This window comes from Microcoleus sp. D3_18_C2 (assembly GCF_036702395.1).
Classification (GTDB): Bacteria; Cyanobacteriota; Cyanobacteriia; order Cyanobacteriales; family Microcoleaceae; genus Microcoleus.
This window is the reverse complement of record NZ_JAUBTG010000023.1, coordinates 55984-77894: the sequence shown is the minus strand read 5'-3', so window position 1 is coordinate 77894 and position 21911 is coordinate 55984. Positions and strand designations below refer to the sequence as shown.

General features: G+C 46.5%; 19 protein-coding genes. 10 read left to right on the top strand and 9 right to left on the bottom strand.

The genetic code is table 11. The annotated features are described in order from the left end of the window. Positions 1 to 26 precede the first annotated feature (26 nt). Entirely contained in the window at positions 27 to 1934 is a 1908-nt protein-coding gene (gene dxs / locus QUA88_RS15835; protein ID WP_333051441.1) for a 1-deoxy-D-xylulose-5-phosphate synthase, read from the bottom strand. Between the two features lie 968 nt (positions 1935 to 2902). Next, positions 2903 to 5044: a protein phosphatase 2C domain-containing protein gene (locus tag QUA88_RS15830; protein WP_333272552.1), complete on the bottom strand. Its 2142-nt coding sequence runs from the start codon at positions 5042 to 5044 to the stop codon at positions 2903 to 2905. A 334-nt stretch (positions 5045 to 5378) separates the two neighbouring features. On the opposite strand from QUA88_RS15830, the gene QUA88_RS15825 reads away from it, so the two are divergent. Both QUA88_RS15825 and QUA88_RS15820 read left to right on the top strand, forming a co-directional pair. Continuing rightward, on the top strand, positions 5379 to 5810 hold the full coding sequence (locus tag QUA88_RS15825; protein WP_333154583.1) for an NfeD family protein: 432 nt from the start codon (positions 5379 to 5381) through the stop codon (positions 5808 to 5810). 207 nt (positions 5811 to 6017) lie between these two features. Beyond that, the gene (locus QUA88_RS15820; protein WP_333272549.1) at positions 6018 to 6986 is read left to right on the top strand and encodes an SPFH domain-containing protein; all 969 of its coding nucleotides are present in this window, start codon (positions 6018 to 6020) and stop codon (positions 6984 to 6986) included. 97 nt (positions 6987 to 7083) lie between these two features. Here QUA88_RS15820 and QUA88_RS15815 read toward each other — a convergent pair whose 3' ends face one another. Further along, entirely contained in the window at positions 7084 to 7242 is a 159-nt protein-coding gene (locus tag QUA88_RS15815) for a hypothetical protein (protein WP_333051433.1), read from the bottom strand. Positions 7243 to 7306: 64 nt separating this feature from the next. Then, positions 7307 to 9091 (bottom strand): citramalate synthase, encoded by a 1785-nt coding sequence (cimA, locus tag QUA88_RS15810; protein WP_445243117.1) that lies wholly within the window; start codon positions 9089 to 9091, stop codon positions 7307 to 7309. 75 nt (positions 9092 to 9166) lie between these two features. Here cimA and QUA88_RS15805 point away from each other — a divergent pair, with 75 nt between their 5' ends. The 3 genes from QUA88_RS15805 (at position 9167) to QUA88_RS15795 (ending at position 11232) form a co-directional block, all read left to right on the top strand. Further along, a complete protein-coding gene (locus tag QUA88_RS15805) occupies positions 9167 to 9505 on the top strand; it encodes a 2Fe-2S iron-sulfur cluster-binding protein (RefSeq protein ID WP_333051432.1) in 339 nt (112 codons plus the stop codon). 300 nt (positions 9506 to 9805) lie between these two features. Beyond that, positions 9806 to 10903, top strand: coding sequence for a glycine oxidase ThiO (thiO, locus tag QUA88_RS15800; protein WP_333210964.1), 1098 nt, complete (start codon positions 9806 to 9808; stop codon positions 10901 to 10903). 125 nt (positions 10904 to 11028) lie between these two features. Next, positions 11029 to 11232 (top strand): hypothetical protein, encoded by a 204-nt coding sequence (locus tag QUA88_RS15795; RefSeq protein WP_333232785.1) that lies wholly within the window; start codon positions 11029 to 11031, stop codon positions 11230 to 11232. A 135-nt stretch (positions 11233 to 11367) separates the two neighbouring features. Here QUA88_RS15795 and QUA88_RS15790 read toward each other — a convergent pair whose 3' ends face one another. Then, the gene (locus QUA88_RS15790; protein ID WP_333051426.1) at positions 11368 to 11835 is read right to left on the bottom strand and encodes a hypothetical protein; all 468 of its coding nucleotides are present in this window, start codon (positions 11833 to 11835) and stop codon (positions 11368 to 11370) included. 641 nt (positions 11836 to 12476) lie between these two features. Here QUA88_RS15790 and QUA88_RS15785 point away from each other — a divergent pair. After that, complete coding sequence (locus QUA88_RS15785) at positions 12477 to 13502, top strand: fatty acid desaturase (protein ID WP_333272543.1); 1026 nt, start codon at positions 12477 to 12479, stop codon at positions 13500 to 13502. Between the two features lie 367 nt (positions 13503 to 13869). Here the strand turns inward: QUA88_RS15785 and QUA88_RS15780 are convergent, their stop codons facing one another. Further along, positions 13870 to 15618, bottom strand: a complete 1749-nt coding sequence (locus QUA88_RS15780; protein ID WP_333210960.1) for an ABC transporter ATP-binding protein — start codon at positions 15616 to 15618, stop codon at positions 13870 to 13872. A 335-nt stretch (positions 15619 to 15953) separates the two neighbouring features. Here QUA88_RS15780 and QUA88_RS15775 point away from each other — a divergent pair, with 335 nt between their 5' ends. Both QUA88_RS15775 and groL read left to right on the top strand, forming a co-directional pair. Continuing rightward, entirely contained in the window at positions 15954 to 16115 is a 162-nt protein-coding gene (locus tag QUA88_RS15775; protein ID WP_333272540.1) for a hypothetical protein, read from the top strand. 30 nt (positions 16116 to 16145) lie between these two features. Next, the gene (gene groL / locus QUA88_RS15770) at positions 16146 to 17837 is read left to right on the top strand and encodes a chaperonin GroEL (protein WP_333051419.1); all 1692 of its coding nucleotides are present in this window, start codon (positions 16146 to 16148) and stop codon (positions 17835 to 17837) included. 399 nt (positions 17838 to 18236) lie between these two features. Here groL and QUA88_RS15765 read toward each other — a convergent pair whose 3' ends face one another. Continuing rightward, positions 18237 to 18494 carry a DUF2811 domain-containing protein gene (locus tag QUA88_RS15765; RefSeq protein ID WP_050813024.1) on the bottom strand — a complete coding sequence of 86 codons (258 nt, stop codon included), beginning with the start codon at positions 18492 to 18494 and terminating at the stop codon, positions 18237 to 18239. A gap of 225 nt (positions 18495 to 18719) precedes the next feature. Between QUA88_RS15765 and QUA88_RS15760 the strand changes: the two genes are divergently transcribed. Continuing rightward, positions 18720 to 18920 (top strand): hypothetical protein, encoded by a 201-nt coding sequence (locus tag QUA88_RS15760; protein ID WP_333272537.1) that lies wholly within the window; start codon positions 18720 to 18722, stop codon positions 18918 to 18920. A gap of 131 nt (positions 18921 to 19051) precedes the next feature. Here the strand turns inward: QUA88_RS15760 and QUA88_RS15755 are convergent, their stop codons facing one another. Together QUA88_RS15755 and QUA88_RS15750 are read right to left on the bottom strand one after the other, a co-directional pair. Next, entirely contained in the window at positions 19052 to 20557 is a 1506-nt protein-coding gene (locus tag QUA88_RS15755) for a cryptochrome/photolyase family protein (protein WP_333051415.1), read from the bottom strand. 104 nt (positions 20558 to 20661) lie between these two features. Continuing rightward, positions 20662 to 21237, bottom strand: coding sequence for a class I SAM-dependent methyltransferase (locus tag QUA88_RS15750; protein ID WP_333272534.1), 576 nt, complete (start codon positions 21235 to 21237; stop codon positions 20662 to 20664). Between the two features lie 231 nt (positions 21238 to 21468). Here QUA88_RS15750 and QUA88_RS15745 point away from each other — a divergent pair, with 231 nt between their 5' ends. Then, positions 21469 to 21735, top strand: coding sequence for a hypothetical protein (locus tag QUA88_RS15745; RefSeq protein ID WP_333233718.1), 267 nt, complete (start codon positions 21469 to 21471; stop codon positions 21733 to 21735). Positions 21736 to 21911: the final 176 nt, after the last annotated feature.

Here is a 21911-nt window from a genome sequence, read left to right as displayed (position 1 = left end):
GCGCTGCACCCTACCATTCTAGCTATTTACACGCTAACAGGAGACTGTTTGCGGCTGAATGTTGCTAAGATACGATCGCACATTTGCGACGGAGTTAATCCTAAACTGGCAAATGATTGTTCAGGCGTTGCATGATCTACCAATGTATCGGGTACACCCAACCGCATCAGGGGCACGAGGACATTATTGTCGAGCAAAGATTCGGCTACTGCTGAACCAAAGCCTCCCATCAAACAGCCTTCTTCCATTGTGACAACTTTGCCGATTCGCTGTGCTAAAGGCAAGATTAATTCGGTGTCCAAAGGCTTGACAAAACGCGCATTGATGACAGTTGCTTCAATACCGTGCTCGCTCAGAATCTGGGCGGTTTGCATTGCCGGATAAACCATTGAACCATAACCCAAAATCAGCACATCGTCGCCGTTGCGGAGAATTTCAGCTTTGCCGATCGGCAATTCTTCCCAACCTTCCTCCATCAAAGGCACGCCGTAACCGTTGCCGCGCGGGTAACGCATGGCGATCGGGCCACTGGTGTGGTTAATTCCCGTGACTACCATCCGCTGCAATTCTGCCTCATCTTTTGGTGCCATAACTACCATATTTGGCAGGCACCGCAAGAAAGAAATGTCGTACATTCCTTGGTGAGTTGGGCCGTCAGCACCGACAATGCCCGCGCGATCCAAACAGAAGAAAACTGGCAAATTTTGGATACAAACATCGTGAATTATTTGGTCGTATCCCCGCTGGACAAATGTCGAGTAAATTGCCACAACCGGGCGCATTCCTTCGCAGGCTAAACCAGCGGATAAAGTCACGGCGTGCTGTTCGGCAATCCCGACATCAATGTACTGTTTAGGCAGTTTTTCATGAAGTTTATCCAGACCAGTTCCGGTTGCCATAGCAGCGGTAATGCCGACAATTTTCGGATTATCTTCTGCTAGCTTGACTAGGGCGTGGGCAAAGACTTTCGAGTAAGCTGGAGGCTTTGGTTTAGTGGAGGGAATGCCTTTGCCTGTGGCTAAGTTAAAGGGATTTTGGGCGTGATATCCTACTTGGTCTTTTTCGGCGATCGCATATCCTTTGCCCTTCACCGTCACAACGTGAACTAGCACAGGCCCTTGGATAGTATGAGCTTGTTTGAAAGTGGTAATTAACTCTTCCAAATTGTGTCCATCTACCGGGCCCATGTAAGTAAAGCCCAATTCTTCAATTACTGCTCCAACTTTCGAGACAGCCAAGCGTTTCATCCCTTCTTTGAGGCGTTCCATTTCTGGAGTAAAAGTTTCGCCGACAAAGGGAATGTGTTTGAATTGTTCCTCTAAGTTATCTTTGAGAAACTGCACCGGTGGCGACAATCGCATCTTGTTCAAATAGCGGGTAATTGCGCCGACGTTGGGCGAGATTGACATCTCGTTGTCGTTGAGCACAACTAACAAATTGGTTTTCGGCATATGGCCCGCGTGGTTAATCGCTTCGAGTGCCATGCCCCCAGTCAAGGCGCCGTCGCCGATGACTGCTACAGTTTTAAAGTTTTCCCCCTTGAGGTCGCGCGCCATCGCCATCCCTAACGCTGCGGAAATGCTTGTGGAAGCGTGGCCGGCGCCGAAGTGGTCAAATTTGCTCTCGCAGCGCTTGAGATAGCCTGCAACGCCGTCTTTTTGGCGCAGGGTGTGAAATTGGTTGTAGCGGCCGGTTATCAATTTGTGAGGATAAGCTTGGTGGCCGACATCCCAAGTAACTTTGTCGCGATCGAGGTCGAGTGTTTGGTAGAGTGCTAAGGTCAGTTCGACTACACCCAATCCTGGGCCGAGGTGGCCGCCGCTAGCGGCTACAGTTTCTAAATGCTTTTCTCGAATTTGTCGGGCAATTTGTTCGAGTTGATGAATCGAGAGGCCGTGTAATTGGTTTGGGTGAGTCAGTTCGCTGAGATGCATATTTTAAAATCTTGCTCCTGTGAATCAGGACGAATCCTTAACAGATATAGGTTGTGCCTGCAACGTTGGGTACGCGCAAACGTTAGAATAGTTTAACGGTTATTTGAGAAAAACTGTTAGGCGTAACAATTTTGTTATTTCGGGTCTGGTAATTATAGTTAATAAATTGTGCGCCGTCAATCGATTTTAGATTTTCGATTTTCGATTTTAGAGGCGACCCCACGGATAAATGCGGGGGCTCTTCTGATTTTCGATTTTCGATTTTGGATTGATTGCACGGATAAATCACGTGGCGGGTACCACCTTTGAAATTAGTGGTCAATATAAAAAAGCTTATGTTGTTAGTTCCTAATCGCTAATCGATTTTAGATTTTAGATTTTAGATTTTAGATTTTAGAGGCGACCCCACGGATAAATGCGGGGGCTCTTCTGATTTTCGATTTTCGATTGATTCCATGGATAAATCACGTGGCGGGTACCACATGAAGAAATTCGTGGTCAATATAAAAAAGCTTATGTTGTTATACCATTTATCTAAAGATGTGCTATGGATGAAGTCTTAGCCCCCCCGCGGGAGGGGGGGTTGGGGGGGGTAATATCTAGCGCTACTTTATGAAATTGGTATTAGTTCCTAATCGCTAATTGTTAGCTGCATGGAGATTCTTAAGCATTTTTAACTACTTTTTGTAGTGATGGCTGACTTTTTAGCCATCTTGTTTCTGCAAGCGGAATATGATACAAAATCATTAACTGTGATGGAGCATCTCATATTTGTAAAAACACTTCTTCTGGCTCCTTCCTTCTGCCTATTTCCTTATGCCTCAAATTAATTCAATAGACCTCTTGCAAAAATAATTAGGACGGGTTTTGGGGCCCATCCCACAAGCAAAAATAACTCTTGTGGGATGGGCCCCAGAGCCAGTCCCATCAATTGAGGAAAAGGATTTTTGCCACAGGTGTAATCTCCCTTACTCCGCTGATGGCAAAGGAGTTTCCGCTTCTTCGGGGGGCGGAATTTCCGCAGGAGTCGATTCCGGCGACGGCGAGAGACTCTCGCTATCGGGGGGCGGAATTTCCGCAGGAGTCGATTCGGGCGACGGCGAGGGACTCTCGGCCCCTGGCGAGGGAGTCTCCGAAGGAATCGGGGCAGGAGTTTCCGGCGGTGGGGGAACTTGTGCGGGTTCTGGCTGGGGGCTTTGGCGGCTTTGCACCCACAAACCTAAACCGCCGCCGGCTAATATCAGCCCCAACACCGCCAGTAGGGGCAGTGGCAGCTTGGATCGCTGTTTTTGAACGGGTTCCGGGGCGGGGGAAGTTTCGGGGTACAACAACTGTTTGGACGATTCTGAAAGCTGAGATTCTGGAATCCTCCCGGACTTCTGGAGGGACGCAGCGACGAGGGAAGGCGGCAGCGACACCGAGGCTGACACTGGCGCTGACGCCGGCGCTGACGCCACCGCCGGATCAAACAGTACCAATCTCTCCGGCGACATCCGACAGTGAGTGGCCACCACGGAGGTGTTGTCATAACCGTTTTTCTCGTTGGCGAGACGAATCCAAGACTGAACCGCAGCTTCCAAAGACATTTTGCCCTCAAGCACCTCTGGGCCGTAATTCTCCCAAGATTTCTCTACCCAGTCGTTGTCGCTCAAACCGTCGGAACACAGCAGCAGTAAGCCTTCCTCTTCGACAATAAATCGCTGAATCGTCGGGCGCAGGAAATCGGCATCCCGCGTTCCCAAAGCTTGAGTCAGGGCTCCTGCATCGGATCGCAGTTGAGTCTCCCAGTACAAACAATGTCCTAGCTGGACTTCCCTTGAGGCTACGTCGTCGTCCACAGTCAGCCGGTGACAGTAATTTTTGCCAATCCAATAAGCGCGGCTGTCTCCAACATTGACTAAATAAAGTTCGTGGCTGTTATTCGAGGGCAAATCCTCGGAATTTTTCACTTTTTGAGGCAACTGGAGGGCCATCACCAAAGTCGTCCCCATCCGCTGCCGCAACTCTTTTCCCTGCTCGTTATTTTGAGCAGAAATCACATTATTCACAACTCGGACTATTTCTTCGAGTTGCTTGATCACCATTGTTGGCGTCATCAACTCTTCTTGTTGAGCAATTTCTGCGAGCAAATTTTGGATTAAAGCTTTCAGGGATTGCACGGCTAATTGACTGGCAACTTCTCCTCCTTCGTGGCCTCCAACCCCGTCGCAAACCATTGTTAAGTAAGGAATTAATTTCTCGCCCCCTGAAGTTTTGCTAAATTGAAAATCAGCAGCAACCGGATAGCAACTGTCTTCATTTTGGGAGCGCTGTGGCCCGGTATCAGTCATGCCGACTACTTCTAAGTGTAGAGGCAATTGAGCGGCTTGTTCTAATAGTAAATCGTTTAGTTCCAGGGCGATCGCGTCGAAATTCATGCTGCTGCGGCGCATAAACTGACAAATCTCTCCGAGTTTCGACTGCACCTCGGGTTGCGCGGATTCCACCAAACCTGACCACACATCTCCCAAATCCCGCAGCGTCGGTACAAAATTGCCCCGGTGCAGTTCCAGCAGGCGTACCCGCCAACCTTCCACCCGCAAATTTTCCGGTACCAGCAAACTCGAAGCGACTCCCTGTTCCGATAGCGGCCCCCACAGTTGGAGCATTTGCCACAGCCAGTAAACTTGGCGCGCGCCGGTTGTCCCAGACCAAGCTTCTAAAATAGAAGGATACAGGCGACCGAAATTATTGATGGGCACATTTTCCAACAACAGCACCTCTGTCGCTTCGGGTGCTTCCCCCAGGGAACAATAACCGTATACTTCCGGCGTATGCAGCCGTTGGGGATACAAATGCAGGTAAGGCATAATCGTATCCGGCAGGTGTTCCGGGACGCTTGGAGGCAAAGCTGGGCGGCTGTCGAGCCAGATTTGCGGTGCAATGACAAAGTATCGATCGGCTATTACCTTACCCGCCGACACTTCCTCGGCTGCTTGCCCCACCACCCACACATAGCGATAAATTAAATCCGTTTCGCACGCTGCACAGTGCTGGCGGCCAAAGGTATTGCGGGGATCGGCACAGCTAAGATTCGGGCAATAAATGGGTTCGGAGAAACTGCTGATCATATCGAAATAGTTTGTGTAAAAACATTCTGAAGATATTTGATTCGCCAGCCCAAATTCATGAGCTTGAGAATAAACTGATTTTAGCCCCTATCAATTTCTTAACTGCCTTTGGGCCCCTAGAAATTGTAGTTTCTGCCAGTCTGCACCGGCTTAAATTGTAATTTAAGTTACTTAACTCAGACTTGGAGTACGATGGAAGCCTCAACCTGGTACCACGGCGCGAAAAATCGATCTGAGGGCCAGCAAGTCGCAAACCCTTGCAGAGTCAGTTGTTTGCATTTCTTAAATCTTAAATTTCCAATCTAAGATCTAAATAGTATCACCTATTCTTTTTATGATCTGGACTCCGACGCTCCTTTGGCTGATAGCTGGGTCTTTGCTCTGTTTGGCAGAGATATTTCTCCCCACTGCTTTTGTCGCTTTTATGATGGGACTGAGCGCCTTCGCCGTAGCTGGATGCTCTCTAGTTCTACCTTACGTTAATTTACAAATATTCCTCTGGATGGTATTTTCGACAGTTTTTGTGCTGCTGTCTCGGCGGTTGATACCAAAAGGCACGGCAAGGGCGATCGCAGATTCTCAGGAAGCAAAAACTTTAACAGAAATTCCCCCCGGAGAAGCCGGCAGAGTCATTTATGAGGGGAATTCTTGGCAAGCTCGCTGCGAAGACACGAAGGCTACTATCCCCCCCAACCAAAACGTAATTGTCGTCGGACGGAAAGGCACTACTCTGATAGTTTTGCCAGAAAATCTCTTGCATTCTTAAACAAAATGCGTAATTAATCACAGGCAATTAGTAGTCATTAGTCAGTAGTCATTAGTCAGTAGTCAGTAGTCAGTAGTCATTAGTCATTAGTCATTAGTCAGTAGTCATTACTCATTAGTCATTAGTCATTAGTCATTAGTCCACAAACATTTAACAGTCAACAGTCAACAGTCAACAGTCAACAGTCAACATTTATAGGAGGCAACCGTGGAACAATTTTTTTTACTTGTATTTTTAGCACTCGGTGGCTCAGCCCTCGCAGGTTCCGTCAAGATTATCAATCAGGGAAATGAAGCGCTGGTGGAAACTTTAGGTAAATACAGCGGCAAGAAACTCGAACCCGGTTTGAATTTTGTCACACCGTTTTTCGATCGCGTCGTGTACGAGCAAACAATTCGGGAAAAAGTCTTAGATATTCCCCCGCAAGCTTGTATCACCCGCGATAACGTTTCCTTCACCGTTGATGCTGTGGTTTACTGGCGCATTGTAGACTTGGAAAAAGCCTGTTACAAAGTAGAAAATCTCCAGTCAGCAATGGTAAATATGGTGCTGACTCAAATTCGCGCCGAAATGGGTCAACTGGATCTCGAACAAACCTTTACTGCTCGTTCTCAAATTAATGAAATATTGCTCAGAGATTTAGATCTTGTTACCGATCCTTGGGGAGTGAAAGTGACGCGGGTAGAATTGCGCGATATTGTCCCTTCTAAAACTGTACAGGAATCGATGGAATTGCAGATGGCAGCCGATCGACGGAAGCGGGCGGCAATTCTGACATCCGAGGGCGAACGCGAGTCAGCAGTTAACAGCGCCAAAGGTAAAGCTGAAGCGCAAGTTTTGGATGCAGAAGCGCGCCAAAAAGCGACTATTTTGGAAGCGGAAGCTCAACAAAAGGCGATCGTCCTGAAAGCTCAAGCAGAACGCCAAAGTCAGGTTTTGAAAGCTCAAGCTACTTCTGAGGCCTTGCAAATAATCGGCAAAACTCTGCAAAATGACCCCAATGCTCGCGAAGCTTTACAATTTTTGTTAGCTCAAAACTATCTGGATATGGGTCTAAAAATTGGCAGCAGTGGCAGCAGCAAGGTGATGTTTATGGATCCGCGCAGCATTCCCGCTACGCTCGAAGGAATGCGATCGATCGTTGGGGAAGGTAATAATAATGACGTGAACAAGTAGGGAGCATCTCATATTTGTAAAAACACTTTTTCTGGCCACTACGGTTCAGTTAAGCTCGATCCCCCCTAGCCCCCCTTAAAAAGGGGGGGACAAGAAATTACTCAAAGTCAACCCCTACTCCCCTTCTTAAGGGGGATTTAGGGGGATCTCGCCCGGAATAAATAGTTTTAACCCAAGCGTATTGTTCTTCTGGCTCCTTCCTTCTGACTCTTTCCTCCTGCGTCAAAACTCCAATTTTTGGCTTGGCTGCTTTCATTGAGAGGCTCCCCTTGGTATCTATTTAAACATCAATATTCAGGCAACTTATCTTCGCCCTTAACCTAATAACTCGACACATTTAAAACGATCGCCTCCCTATCTCCCAACACCAAACCATACTCCAAACCCTCAACAACCGCCTGATAAGAAGCATCCAAAATATTACCAGAAACCCCCACAGTCGTCCAGCGGTCTTGACCATTGCTAAACTCAGCCAAAACGCGAGTTTTAGCAGAAGTTCCCGCACATCCGTCCAGAATTCGCACCTTATAATCGGTTAAGTTAAAATCAGTAATTGCCGGATAAAAATTCCGCAAAGCCTTCCGCAAAGCCGCATCAAGTGCCGAAACAGGCCCGTTTCCTTCCGCACATTCCAGAATATCTTGACCGTTAACAGTCACCTTCACGGTTGCTAAAGAATTAACTGTTTCCTCCCTACCTTTATCGCAGTGAACTTGAAAACCTTTGATTTCAAATAAACGCTTGCGCTTTCCCAAAGCCTCCCGCATTAACAATTCAAAAGAAGCTTCTGCACCCTCAAATTGATATCCCTGGCTTTCCAAATCTTTCAATTTTTCCAAAATTTGGCGGCAAGCAGGATTTTTGCGATCGAGATCCATGCCAAAAGTGCGCGCCTTCGCCAAAACATTGCTCAAACCCGCTTGATCCGAAATCACAATTCGCCGCCTGTTGCCAATTTTTTCCGGTTCCAAATGTTCGTAAGTTAACGGATTTTTCTCAACCGCCGATACATGAATTCCGCCTTTGTGAGCAAAAGCCGAAAGGCCTACAAAAGGAGCATGATCGTCGGGAGCAAGATTGACAATTTCACTAATCGAGCGACTTACTTGAGTTAATCTAACTAATTGCTCGTCTTCAATGCAATTCTGACCCAACTTTAGTTGAAAATTAGGAATTAAGGAACATAAATCGGCATTGCCGCAGCGTTCGCCGTAACCGTTTATAGTTCCCTGTACCATCGTCACTCCTTCTTGCACAGCAGCCAAAGCATTAGCAACCGCAACTCCAGAGTCGTTATGAGTGTGAATTCCCAGTTGAACTTGAGACTTTATCCCCCCCTTAATAAGGGGTTGAACTTGAGACTTTATCCCCCCCTTAATAAGGGGTTGAATTTGAGACTTTATCCCCCCCTTAATAAGGGGGGGTTGGGGGGGGTTAATTTCCGATTCAGAAATATCCCAACTTTCTATTATTTCTGCCACCTCGCGAACAACCTGACTGACTTCGTGAGGCAAAGTACCGCCGTTAGTATCGCAAAGCACCAGCCATTCTGCACCGGCAGCGGCGGCTACTTCTAAAGTTTTAATAGCATAATCTCGATTGTCTTTGTAGCCGTCAAACCAGTGTTCGGCATCGTAAATAACGCGCCTTCCCTGACTCCGAAAATATTCAATTGTATCTCGAATCATCGCCAGATTTTCTTCTAGCGTGGTCTTCAAACTTTCAATAACGTGCAAATCCCACGACTTGCCAAACAGCGTCACCCAGCGAGTACCGGCGGACAAAATAGCCTGCAACATTTCATCATTAGCTGCCGTAGTTCCCGGCCGCCTAGTCGAACAAAAAGCTACAACTTCTGCTTGAGTTAGGGGCTGTTCTTTGAGACGCCAAAAAAATTGTACGTCTTTAGGATTCGCCCCCGGCCAGCCGCCTTCAATAAAGGGAATTCCTAAACTGTCTAACTGTCGAGCAATTCGCAGTTTGTCTTCGAGAGATAAGGAGAGTCCCTCACACTGAGCACCGTCTCGCAGCGTGGTATCGTAGATCCAGAGCCGATTTGTCATGGGAAATTGCGATCGAGAAATTGGTAATATATCACTTACCATATTAGATGAATTTATTTGAATTTAATGCGATAATATATAGGAAAATTAACATAAATCTAACTGGGGTAAATTGCTGTGGTCAAGGTACAAGCGCAAGGAAAAACATTTGAGTGCGATCGCGGAGCCAATCTCCGTGAAGTTTTGCTCAAAAACGGCATCGATCTCTACAACGGCAATGCCAAAGTCATCAACTGCCACGGCCTCGGCACTTGCGGCACCTGCGCCGTCACCGTCGAGGGCGAAGTTTCCGAGCCCCAGTGGCGCGAAAAAGCCCGACTTTCGGTTCCTCCCCATTCTCCCGCCTCCAACCGCCGTTTGTCCTGCCAAACCAAGGTTTTAGGCGATATTAAGGTGACAAAATATGACGGTTTCTGGGGTCAGGGTTCTGAAACTGTCTGGAAACCCCAAGGATAGATTTTTTGTTAAGAAAGGCTGATAGGACGATCGCCTTGCCAGATAATCTGTAAGACTTGCATAATAATTCTAACTGTAAGGTGTGCTTAGCGCACCTTACCCTCCAGAAAGCCGAGAGGTCAATCGATTTTAGATTTTAGATTTTCGATTTTCGATTGAAGCATTGACTTGCGCGAGATAAATACGTTCGGCAAGTTTCTCGGATACACGTTTTTTTTTTATTTCTCCACGGATGAATCCGGGGGCTTGTATCCTAGATGCTTGATTGTCAAAAAGCTCAGACAGTCCATATAAAAGTTAATGAATTCATCTAAAGATATTCTGATTATTGGCGGCGGAATAATTGGCCTTTCGCTAGCAGTAGAACTGAAATTGCGAGGTGCATCTGTCGCGGTTCTCACCGCCGATTATAAACAACCGACTACCCGGGCTGCCGCTGGAATGCTTGCCCCGCAAGCCGAACGAATTCCCCCCAGTCCGATGCTAGATTTGTGCTTGCAAAGCCGCGCACTGTATCCCGCCTGGGTGGAACAGCTAGAAGACATTACCGGATTGAAAACGGGATATTGGCGATCGGGAATTCTCGCACCAGTTTGTCAAAATGAGCCTCAAGAAAAGCCGCTTTTGGCCAACCTTAATTATCAATGGTTGGACAGAGATACTGTTCGCCAGCACCAGTTTGGATTAGGTCAAGAAGTAATTGGCGGTTGGTGGTATCCTGACGACGCTCAAGTAGACAACCGCGCTTTATTTCGGACGCTTCAGGCCGCAACTAAAGAATTGCAGATTGAGATTATTCAAGGCAGTGCAGAGGAAATCATTCGGCAGAAAAACCGAGTTTTTGGAGTGGAAACAACGGCAGGAAAATTACAAGCTGACCGTTATGTTTTGGCTGCGGGCCCTTGGTCTGAGAAATTATTGGATATTCCTGTTTTTCCAAGAAAGGGACAAATGCTGTCAGTATGTGTACCAGAAGATTGTGGAGTTATCCAGCCCCTGCAAACCGTTCTATTCGGGACGGGAATTTATATTGTGCCACGTCAAGATGGCAGAATTATTATTGGCGCAACTAGCGAAAATGTGGATTTCACGCCGGGAAATACGCCTGCGGGAATCCAAAGTTTGCTAGCAGGAGCGATTAAGTTATATCCCGAATTACAAAATTATCCGATTTTGGAGTTTTGGTGGGGATTTCGGCCGACTACGACCGATGAATTGCCGATTTTGGGTGCTAGTGCTTGGGAGAATTTGACATGGGCTACGGGGCATTACCGCAACGGCATTTTATTGGCTCCGGTGACGGCTAAATTGTTGGCTGATTTGATTGGGAATCAGAAATCAGATCCGTTATTGGCTGCTTTTCATTATTCGAGATTTCCTGAATCTTGGAAGGTTTAAAATGGTAAATAGTGAGATTTGTTGCTTTTTTTAAGACGAGGCAGAGCCGCATAACGAGAAACGAAAGTCAACCAAAAGGATATTTTTTGCTATAATCTAATCAGCACAATAGGGTTTTGTAAGTTATGACTTTCAGTGATGTGGTCGAGACGATCAAGAATCTTTCTACTGACGAAAAGCAAGAGCTTCAACTGTTGTTGAAGCAATATCTCCGGGAAGAACGTCGCGAAGAGATATATCAAAACTTTAAGTCAGGGCAGATTGAACAACAAAAAGGTGAACTGAAATTTTTCGCTAACATCAATGAACTCCGAGTGACGAAAGAGTAATTTTCTACTTTACAGAAGACGGAAAAGCCGTGTTTGTAGATTTGGGAAGTCATCATGAAGTATATTAATCGACACAACAGTGGCTAAAGTACCGCTGTAAGTAGCGCGCCTAACCATTTTTTTGTAAGTCCTCAATTAGTTTGCATCCTGTTTTTTGGGTTGGTTTAATTCCCTGCATTTAGCGGCAGCCAAATCGTAAGCATTTTGGTAATCGCTACCGCCTAACATCAAATCGCCGTAATATTCATAAGGTTGATTGCCATAAATCGGCAGCGGGTCGTCTTCAGGATAATCTTCTTTTGATTCTTCTAGGATTGCTTTGAGTTTTTTGACGCTGAAGCGCTGGACTGGGAAGTAATGAATGTCTTGAGCGATGAAACCGAGATGGGGAAATGTTGGGTCAACAATTCGCTCGTCGAGTTCAATCCAGCTATACTCGATGGGTTTATATGGCACTCCCGGCACAGCTAAAAAGCCTTGAACATAAATTGCGCCCTCGGTGGCTAACGCTGCTTTACAGGCGTTGTCAAAGCAGTTTTTACGGTTGCTTTTGATGCGAGTCGCCATTTCAATAGAAAGCGCCTCATCTAATAGTTCGGTCATAATCCCTTCTAATCGCGTGTGCGATTAGATTGTAGCAAATCCGAGCTATCTCCGAGCACAAAAAACGCAGGCAATTGCGATCGTCCTTCAAATTCTCGTCTCAAGGAGTTGATCCAAAATCCTCTGCGCTTCTGGATGTTGTGTCAGCTTTGGTTTCCGGGGCGGGCGGTTTGTCGATCGCCCCTATCGCCCGCCCATAAAAAGTTTTCGCCAGTAGCCCAACTTTTGAGCGTGCGATCGAGTTGGGCTACAACCCGGTACAATAAAGTGTGCCACAGACGATGCAAGCAAAAATAGTGGCATAAATTACTGAATAGCCTGCAACCAACCAATCATATTAATGCCTTCCGGTGCAGCGATTTGTTCGGCTGTTGACAGGCTTCACAGTTTTTTCTGTAAACAAAGCAGAGTTGTGATAACCTCATAAATGTGCAAAAATCGGTTCCAACAAAACTTTGGGAAGAAACGGGGAAAGTCCGGGGTAAATCCGCCGCTGTCCCGCAACTGTGATGCTAAGCGAAGCACTTATCCACACACCATAAACATACTGAATGAAAAGCGCGATCAAAAAGTCGGATTTTGTGCTAGCTCCTTATATGAAGAGCAACAACTTGAAAGCTAGTTGCCAAATACTCAATACAGTGGTTCCTTATATATGCTTATGGTTTTTAGCATTTAAAGCTGCTGCCATTTCTGTATTCCTTCTTCCGCCGATAATGGTGTTGATGACACTTTTTTCAGGACGTTGTTTCTCTTTGATGCACGATTGCGGACACTATTCTCTTTTTAGTTCCAAAAAAGTCAATCGCATTATGGGTTTCCTGCTAGGTATCATCAATGCGATTCCTCAGTACCCCTGGTCGAGGGGGCACGCTTATCACCACAAACATAATGGTAATTGGGATATGTACCGCGGCCCTTCGGCGTTGATATCCACCGAAAAATTTGCGGCGCTAAGTCCATTTAGTAAAAAGATGTATCAGTTACTCCGACACCCATTGATGCTGTTTCCCGGTGGTTTTTTCTATCTAATTATTAAACCAAGACTCGCACTGATATTGGGAACTACGGGTTTTATCCGACATATTTTTGCTTGTCTAAATCAAGATTTTGGCATAGGTTTATCGGGAATCATTGCTTCTTATAAATCCAAACATTGGTATACGACGGCTGAATTTTGGGATTTACTGTTCAACAATATTTGTGTTGTTGGTAGCTGGATTTATCTGAGCAACTTACTGGGGTTTGGCTTTTTCTGGAGTGTTTACTCAATTGTCATGACCTGTTCGGCGGCAATATTTATCTGTATTTTCTTTGTTCAGCATAATTTTGAGGGTTCCTACGCTCATAAAGCCGAAGGTTGGGACTATATTCTTGGCGCAATTGAAGGCAGTAGTTACCTAAAATTACCGACTATTCTCAATTGGTTTTCTGCTGATATTGCTTACCACAATATTCATCATCTCTCTGAGCGAATACCTAACTATAATCTTCGGGCTTGTCACAATGCTAATATTCACCTGCTTGCTAATTCAAAATCACTGACAATCCGCGATATTCCTGACTGCTTCCAATTCATTCTTTGGGATGCTGCTTCAGATAGTCTGCAATCGATTAAATTATTTCAGCAACAAGAAGAAATTCCCTTCAGTAATGTAGCTAATTAAAATCGGGGGGCAATAAATTTGGTGGATTCTTGCTCCCCAAAATCCTATGATTAGGGATGCAGCGAGTGGGAGAAATTTTAACAGTAACTTTCCTATAGCCATCCTCGCAGGAGTCGTAAATTTTTGACCCCACCCCCACCCTCCCCTTACTAAGGGGAGGGAGTAAGAAATTCACAAATGATTTAGGATTGCTATAGTTAAGTAGGTGGTTACAAATAAACATTAGATGGGTCTGGCGGGTTTAGCCGGGAGCTATGCTAGCAGCCAGTTTATTCTGACAAAACCCGCCCTCCTCGTGACCAGTTTATTTGCACCTGCCTATTTATCTAGGGTCTAACTCTAGATCACTCAAAGTATCTGTCACTTGTCAATGCAGCAATTCCTCTAATTTTTGCTGGTTCCACAAATACTGATAAAGCCCTGTTTGCCCTACCAATTCAAGGTGAGTGCCACTCTGAACTATTTCTCCTTGCTCCATCACAAAAATGCGATCGGCACTAGCCGCCGCCGACATTTGATGCGAGATAAAAATTACTGTTTTGCGATCGGTTCCCGTTGCCAAGTTTCGCAAAATGTCGGTAGCAGTTTGATTGTCAACGCTGGAAAGAGCGTCATCCAAAATTAACACCGGGGCGTCAACTAACAAAGCGCGAGCAAGTGCTGTCCGCTGCCGCTGTCCGCCGGATAAAGTAATGCCGCGCTCGCCGACAACTGTTTTGTACTGCTGCGGAAAGTTGAGGATTTCGGCGTGAATTTGTGCTTGTTTTGCCGCCGCTTCAATCTCCGGCTGTTCCGCTAAAGGGTTTCCGTAGCGGATGTTATTCTTGATGGTAGTGCCGAACAGAAAGCTTTCTTGCGGAACGTAGGCGATCGCCCCGCGCAATTCGGTCAATTTTACCTTGGTAATATCCTGTCCGTCTACAAATAACTCGCCCGGATCGATATCTAGCAAGCGTGGCAGCGCATTAGCTAAAGTTGATTTTCCTGAGCCGATCGCCCCAACAATTGCGACAGTTTCTCCCGGTTTTATGGTAAAATCAACATCTTTAAGCGCGGGTGTCTTAGCGCCCGGATAAGTATAATTTAGATGGCGAGCCGCAATTTCGCCTTTGACTGGAGTTGCAAGTTCAACTGCATCGAGAGCATCCTTAATTTGCGGTTCCACCGTCAGAATTGATTCGATGCGATCGACACTCACTTCTCCCCGCTGGTAAGCAGTAATTGTGAAACCCAACAGCGCCGTCGGAAACACCAAACGCTCGACATAAATCAGCAACGCTACAAAATCGCCAATGCTAATTTGACCATTAGCAATTGCCCCGCCACCAGCAGAAAGCAGCACCAACAAACTAATGCTTGCCAAACCGCCCAGCAGCGGAAAAATAAAGTTTCTAGTTTTTGCTAATTCCAAATTTGCTGATAGCAACTTCGCATTGGAATTGCGAAAAGCTCGGCGTTCGTTTTCTTCTTGAGCGTAGATTTTAATTACGGACATCCCGCTCATATCTTCCTGAATTAAATCGCTCATCGCCGACAATTCCTCTTGCACGGCTAACTGTTGGATGCGAAGTTTGTCGCTAAATAACTGTACCAAAACCAGCATTAAAGGATAAACTGCGATCGCAAACAGTGTCAGCCTTACATTAATCCCCAGCATCACCGGCAAAGTCAAAGCATAGGCAAATGCCGTATTCGCCAAACTCAGCACCGCAAACCCCACCAAGCGCCGAATATTGTCTAAATCGGAAGTAGCCCGGTTAATTAAATCCCCTACCGTATTGGCTGCAAAATAAGACGGTTCTAATGTTAATAAATGATTAAATATTTGCTGTTTGAGGTCAAATTCGACTTGACGCCCGACGCCAAACAGCAAAATCCGCGACGCCATCCGAATCACCCACATAATTGAGGCGAGAATCAGAATTAGTGCCACGAAGTTGAAAACTTCGTCAAATTTAGTCGCCACTTGCAGAGTGTCAACTGAATTCCGAATCAGCAGGGGAATGTAAACGCCCACAGCATTGACAACTAATAGTGAAAAAACGCCCCAGAAGGTTGGTTTCCAGTGCGGGCGCATATAAGAGGCGAGTTTTTGCAGTCGAGAATAACGAGCCATAGGAAGAAGGAAGAAGGAAGAAGGTTCGGCAGCGGATTTTGTAACGGATGTAACGGATGGATGCTGAAGGAAGAAGGAGTCTTCCCCAAGGTTTTCAGCAATTAAGAACGTCCTAATAGTCTTGGCGGTTGCTATAGAAGGTAGAAGTTTGAAAAAAGAATAGAAGCTCTATCGAAAGGTAGATGACCGAAAACACAAGTTAAGAAAATTTGAATAAAAATTCTGCTTGGGGATGACGCGCCATAAAAGTTGGGTTTGGGGCCGAGCCAAAACCCGATCGAGATGTAACAAACCATATTATATCTGCGGGACAGGATATCTGTGAGGACACGGCAGTGCCGTGCCCCTACCCGCTGTGGCCACACGGCATTGCCTTGTCCTTAGCCACCCGGAACGATCGCCCCAATCTCCCATCCGCCCCCCCAATCCCCCACACGGTTGAGGCGCGCTACAATCAAAAATCGATCGACTTAGCACTCAGACTCAGAGAGTGCTAAATTTGCTAATGTAAGCGATTGGAGACAAACATGACAAAAATAGTTGCATTTAGCGACAAATCTCGCCGGGCACTAGAACGCGGCGTCAATCAACTCGCCGATGCTGTCCGCATCACCTTGGGCCCGAAAGGCCGGAATGTCCTATTGGAAAAGAAATACGGCAGTCCCCAAATCGTTAACGACGGTATCACCGTTGCTAGGGATATCGAGCTCGAAGACCCCCTGGAAAATGCTGGCGCTCGCTTAATTCAAGAAGTCGCCTCCAAAACTAAAGATATCGCAGGCGACGGCACAACAACCGCAACGGTTATCGCTCAATCCCTCATTCGCGAAGGTTTGAAGAATGTCGCAGCAGGCGCAAACCCAGTCGCGCTGCGCCGGGGTATTGAAAAAACGATCGCCCACTTGGTGCTGGAAATCGAGAAATTGGCCAAACCCGTCGAAGGAAGCGCCATTGCTCAGGTCGCCACTGTCTCCGCCGGTAACGACGAAGAAGTCGGCGCCATGATTGCCCAAGCAATGGAAAAAGTCACGAAAGACGGCGTAATTACTGTTGAAGAGTCGAAATCTCTGACAACGGAATTGGAAGTGGTCGAAGGGATGCAGTACGATCGCGGATATCTTTCTCCGTATTTCGTCACTAACACCGATCGCATGGAAGTTGAGTACGAAAACGCTCGCATCCTGATTACCGACAAAAAAATTAGCTCAATTCAAGAACTAATTCCAGTTCTCGAAAAAATCGCCCGCACAGGTCAACCGCTGCTAATTATCGCCGAAGATATTGAAGGCGAAGCTTTGGCAACTCTGGTAGTCAACAAAGCCCGCGGCGTATTGAACATCGCAGCAACCAAATCTCCTGGTTTTGGCGATCGACGCAAAGCTATGCTTCAAGATATCGCCGTACTCACCGGCGGTCAACTGATTTCTGAAGAAGTCGGACTCAGCATCGATACCGCAACCCTAGAAATGCTCGGTACCGCCCGCAAAATTACGATCGACAAAGAAAACACCATCATTGTTGCTGGCGACGAACACAAAGCTGACGTGCTAAAACGGATCGAGCAAATCCGCAAACAGCTAGAAGCGACGGATTCCGACTACGACAAGGAAAAGCTAACCGAACGCATCGCCAAACTCGCCGGCGGCATCGCTGTAATTAAAGTCGGCGCAGCTACCGAAACCGAGCTCAAAGACCGTAAACTGCGTATTGAAGACGCTCTGAACGCTACTAAAGCTGCTGTGGAAGAAGGTATCGTTGCCGGAGGTGGCACGACCCTAATTCACCTGATTACAAAAATAGATGCGATCAGAAATACTTTAGACACCGAAGAACAAGTAGGCGCTGACTTGGTGAAGAAAGCTTTGGAATCACCTTTGCGTCAAATCGCTGATAATGCCGGCGTTGAAGGTTCGATCGTCATCGAACGAGTGCGGGCGAGCGAGTTCAACGTTGGCTACAACGCTCTCACCGACGTGTACGAAGATATGATTGCCGCCGGGATTATTGACCCGGCTAAGGTAGTGCGATCGGCTTTGCAAAATGCCGGTTCCATTGCTGGCATGGTGTTGACCACTGAAGCTGTGATTGTCGAAAAACCCGAGAAGAAAAAAGCCGGTGGCGACATGGGCGACATGGGCGGCATGGGCGGCATGGGCGGCATGGGCGGCATGGGCGGCATGGGCGGCATGGGCGGCATGGGCGGCATGGGCATGATGTAGTCTTCAGCCATAAGCACCATGCGTGTAAACAAGCGCGTCTTATGTACTACCCGTCTACTGTTTGACGATTAAGGCAGCTTATCCCCCCGGCATCCTGATAGTCCGGGGGGATTTTTCATTCTCTTGTAGGGGCAATCCCCCGTGGTTGCCCCAATATTTGAAACACCGATTCCCTCGTCCGTGGAGGGGGTCGGCACGGGCACTACCCCTACAAAAGCCTGATTTTCATGAGAATGAAACAGCCCTGCTTCTTAAGGGAGATGCAATGGGGCTCGGCATTAAGCTATAAGCGATAGTTCTCAGGGATTTTAAGCTGAAGTTGCCACCTATGCAGTGCGGGCCCTCTCGGTCAAGTTACATCCTTCCCAGAAACCGCGTCTCCCCCTCTCCCCTGATCCTTTAAGAGGACGGAGTTACATTGTTGCTGTGCAAGTCTTGAGGAGATTGAAACAGAGTTTCGAGATAAACTCTCGCAGCTTGGCGATAACTGCGCGAAGCTTCAGGCGTACCGCTATCGGCATTCTGCAACAAAAACAGCGACAGGGCGGCGCAAAATACTCGGTCTAGATCCCATTCAGGATGGGTTTCCAGGTAAGTTTTGAGAGAATCGTGCAGCGTTTCGGGAATTTCAGCAAAAATACTGACTGTTGGGTTGATCATTTTGTTTAGTCTCGCTAATAAATTGAAAACAGAACCCCCCTTCGGCCGGATACAGGTGCAGGCACAGCCGAAATCAGAGCGCTTTTTTTTAGGTCGGTCGCATCATTGTGCGCTATGGGGGGGTGGGTTTGTCAATGTTGCGAAATATTACAAAGTCCTTTAGATAAAAAAAAGGTTTACCAAATAATCAGCTTTTCAGGGATTTTTTTGTTACATATCTTTATGTGTTGGGGGGTTTATGAGGAATTAGCCAGCAAGTTAAGGAAATCCCCAATTCCGCAGCAAGATGCTACCGTGCCGTTAATTTCTGTGGAAAACTTTGTCGGATCTGTGGAAAACCTCAGACTTGCCTGTGGAAACGCTGTGGAATGTTTAGGGAAAAGTCAGGGAAAAAATAAGAATTGCAAAGGGCATGGGGCATGAGGCATGGGGCATGGGGCATGGGGCATTGTTGACTGTTGACTGTTGACTGTTGATTAATGTTATTGGTTATTTGTTATTAGCCATTGCAAAGGATTAACCACTGACAACTGACAACTGACAACTGACAACAGTCAACTGACTAAGTGCCACTCTGCTGCTTTTTGGCGGATGGTTGCCAATTCTGCCGGCGGCATTTTGTCGAGATTGGCTAAGATAAAGCTCATGCGACCGATCGACTGAAGTTTGTCCCGGTGGCGCGCTAGGAAATCCCAGTAGAAGAAGTTGAAGGGACAGGCGTTTTCGCCCGATCGCACAGTGCGATCGAATTTGCACCCCCGACAATAATCGCTCATTTTATTGATGTAATTGGCAGAAGCAGCATAGGGCTTCGAGGCCAACACACCGCCGTCAGCAAACAAACCCATGCCCAGCACATTAGTCTGCATTACCCAGTCGTAGGCATCCACAAACGCACTGTGGAACCATTTTTCTAGCTCCTGGGGCGAGATTCCCGCAATTAGACCAAAATTGCTCAAAATCATCAACCGCTGGATATGGTGCGCGTAACCGCTGCCTTCGACTTGAGTTAAAACTTGGCGCAAACAGTTCATATCTGTTTTACTAGCGTCCCAAAAAAACTCCGGCAGCGGTTGAGTGTGGTTGAACCAATTCTTTTCAAAATAATCAGCATCCACGTAAAAATACACACCGCGAATGTATTCTCGCCAGCCCAGAATTTGGCGGATAAAACCTTCGACGCCGTTTAAATTTAAGTTTTTTTCGAGGTAGGCTGTTTCGGCGGCTTGAATAACTTCTAAAGGATGAAGTAATCCAATATTGAGATACGGAGAAATTAGGGAATGCCACATTGTTTCCTCCCCCGTTACCATCGCGTCTTGATAAGGGCCAAAAGCGGGGAGACACTGTTGGATGAAATTATCTAATACTTGCAGTGCTTGCTCTCGTGTAACCGCCCAGCGAAAAGGTTCAATGTTTCCGTAAGTTGGGAAAGATAGAGATTTAACTTGTGCGATAACTTCTTGAGTTATGGCGTCCGGTTCAAACCAGAGAGGTTTCGGTGTATCCAGTTTTCCTTTGGGTGGCTGACGATTTTCTTTGTCAAAATTCCACTTCCCTCCCACAGGTTTATTGCTGCTATCCATTAAAACTTGAAAACGCTGGCGGCTGGCTCGATAGAAGTCTTCCATTAACAAACGTTTGCGGCTTGAAGCCCAATCTTTGAATTCTGTTTGTGTCCAGAGGAATTGATTGTTGGGAATTATGGTTATTGGACAGGGGAGTTGCAAGTTTTGAACGAGCTGTAAAAAAGGTCGATCGTTCGGAGCCATTACCCGCACTTCGGTGATGTTGTGAGCTTGTATCCAAGCTTTTAGAGGTGCTTCAAAGTCCTCCGATTTTGTGTAAGTAACTTGCCATCCACTGCCGCGCAATTCTTTAGCGAAGTGCCGCATGGCCGACCAAATTAATACTAATTTTTGTTGGTGGTAGCGCCGCTGTTGAACGTGCTGCCAAGATTCAATTAAAATTATCGGTAGGGAGGGTTTATCATCTGTGCGGTTGAGAGCAGCTTGGTTCTCCCACAGTTGATCGCCTAAGATCCAAACGCCAACAGTCATTTTACTTGTTTTTTAGTGAAACTTATTTTTTACTTTTTATGATGCCTGGTGGTCTAGTCAAGAAACTTAATTTATTGACAACTCACAACTCATAAGTTTTCAGGTTATCCTGAAAACTTACTAGAGCATAACATTGATTTCCAAAGATAGGGACACCGACCAGCAAATTTAAATTTTATGTCCGTGTATCCTTCAGATGTTAATAACTTGGTCAGCGTATCTACTGAGAAAAATTTAATGTGGTCGTTATCCCAAAGCACGGTAAAATGTTGATCTAGTTTGCCAGAAACCGCTAAAGCCAGATTTTTTAAATAGCCGTGATAGGGTGTGGAAATAATTAGTCTTCCTCCCGGATTGAGGCATCTTTTTGCAGTTTTTGCTAGTTCTTTAGGATAAAGCAAGTGTTCGATTACTTCAATAGCTAAGACAACATCAAATGAGTTCAAAATATCGGTATCTGGAAGGTCGTAAATATCTGCTTCGATAAACTGACAATCGGGGAAACTTTGACGGGAGATGGCAATTCCGGCCGCTGAAGTGTCAACGCCGACAACTTCGCAGCCGTGCTCTGCGATAACGTGACTGAGGCTGCCATTGCCGCAGCCGAGATCCAAAACTCGGAGTTTTGTCTTGCTGGTATGCTGAAGTGTCGCCAGCATTTCTAAAAGGGGAGATATCAAATATGCGTGATGATATCTCGGACGGTTGTTTGTGTAATAATACGTATAATTGGTAAAGTTTTTTTTCATCGATTAAGCTATGGAGATTATTGCCGAGACCGCGAATTTACCGAGCGTGGGTCCACTGTTTGGGCCAAGGTTCCCCACATTACGGTTGTCAGAGTCGATCGGCAGCTCGATCGTCTCATTCTTTTTGTTTGACAGGTGAATTATTTTCACTGAATCAATCGGATGGCAAAACAAATCTTTGACAGGGTGCCAAATCTCACATCGCCCATCTCTGGCCAACCTCTCGAAGGCATTGGGAAAGAAAAAGTCCGATCGAACAAGAATGATCTCTGTACACTAGCCGGAAACCGAACTTTTTGCCTGTTAATTGGGGGCGAGTGCATCTATGCGATTCTAGCTTCAAGCAACGGCGGTATGTCCACCCGACGCTTTTTGCAGCCTGAAAAAATGGCACCTGGGCGATTGGATGCCAGTCGTTCCGAGAATTGAGAAGGGAAGTGTGACCGAAATCACAGGCATTTGCGAAACAAATTGCTGAGCATCTTTGGCCCCACACACTTAGAATCGAGATTATTACAGTGGCTTCTATAATTGTGTTTAAATGTTGTTCGGAAGCTGTGTTGTCCAGTCAGCAGAGCCCCCTAGACAGATTCATGCTTTCGGTC

Coding starts and splice junctions, on each gene's coding strand:
- dxs (WP_333051441.1), bottom strand. CDS start 1,934: ATGCATCTCAGCGAACTGACTCACCCAAACCAATTACACGGCCTCTCG.
- QUA88_RS15830 (WP_333272552.1), bottom strand. CDS start 5,044: ATGATCAGCAGTTTCTCCGAACCCATTTATTGCCCGAATCTTAGCTGT.
- QUA88_RS15825 (WP_333154583.1), top strand. CDS start 5,379: ATGATCTGGACTCCGACGCTCCTTTGGCTGATAGCTGGGTCTTTGCTC.
- QUA88_RS15815 (WP_333051433.1), bottom strand. CDS start 7,242: ATGAAAGCAGCCAAGCCAAAAATTGGAGTTTTGACGCAGGAGGAAAGA.
- cimA (WP_445243117.1), bottom strand. CDS start 9,091: ATGGTAAGTGATATATTACCAATTTCTCGATCGCAATTTCCCATGACA.
- thiO (WP_333210964.1), top strand. CDS start 9,806: ATGAATTCATCTAAAGATATTCTGATTATTGGCGGCGGAATAATTGGC.
- QUA88_RS15795 (WP_333232785.1), top strand. CDS start 11,029: ATGACTTTCAGTGATGTGGTCGAGACGATCAAGAATCTTTCTACTGAC.
- QUA88_RS15790 (WP_333051426.1), bottom strand. CDS start 11,835: ATGACCGAACTATTAGATGAGGCGCTTTCTATTGAAATGGCGACTCGC.
- QUA88_RS15780 (WP_333210960.1), bottom strand. CDS start 15,618: ATGGCTCGTTATTCTCGACTGCAAAAACTCGCCTCTTATATGCGCCCG.
- groL (WP_333051419.1), top strand. CDS start 16,146: ATGACAAAAATAGTTGCATTTAGCGACAAATCTCGCCGGGCACTAGAA.
- QUA88_RS15760 (WP_333272537.1), top strand. CDS start 18,720: ATGTGTTGGGGGGTTTATGAGGAATTAGCCAGCAAGTTAAGGAAATCC.
- QUA88_RS15755 (WP_333051415.1), bottom strand. CDS start 20,557: ATGACTGTTGGCGTTTGGATCTTAGGCGATCAACTGTGGGAGAACCAA.
- QUA88_RS15745 (WP_333233718.1), top strand. CDS start 21,469: ATGGCAAAACAAATCTTTGACAGGGTGCCAAATCTCACATCGCCCATC.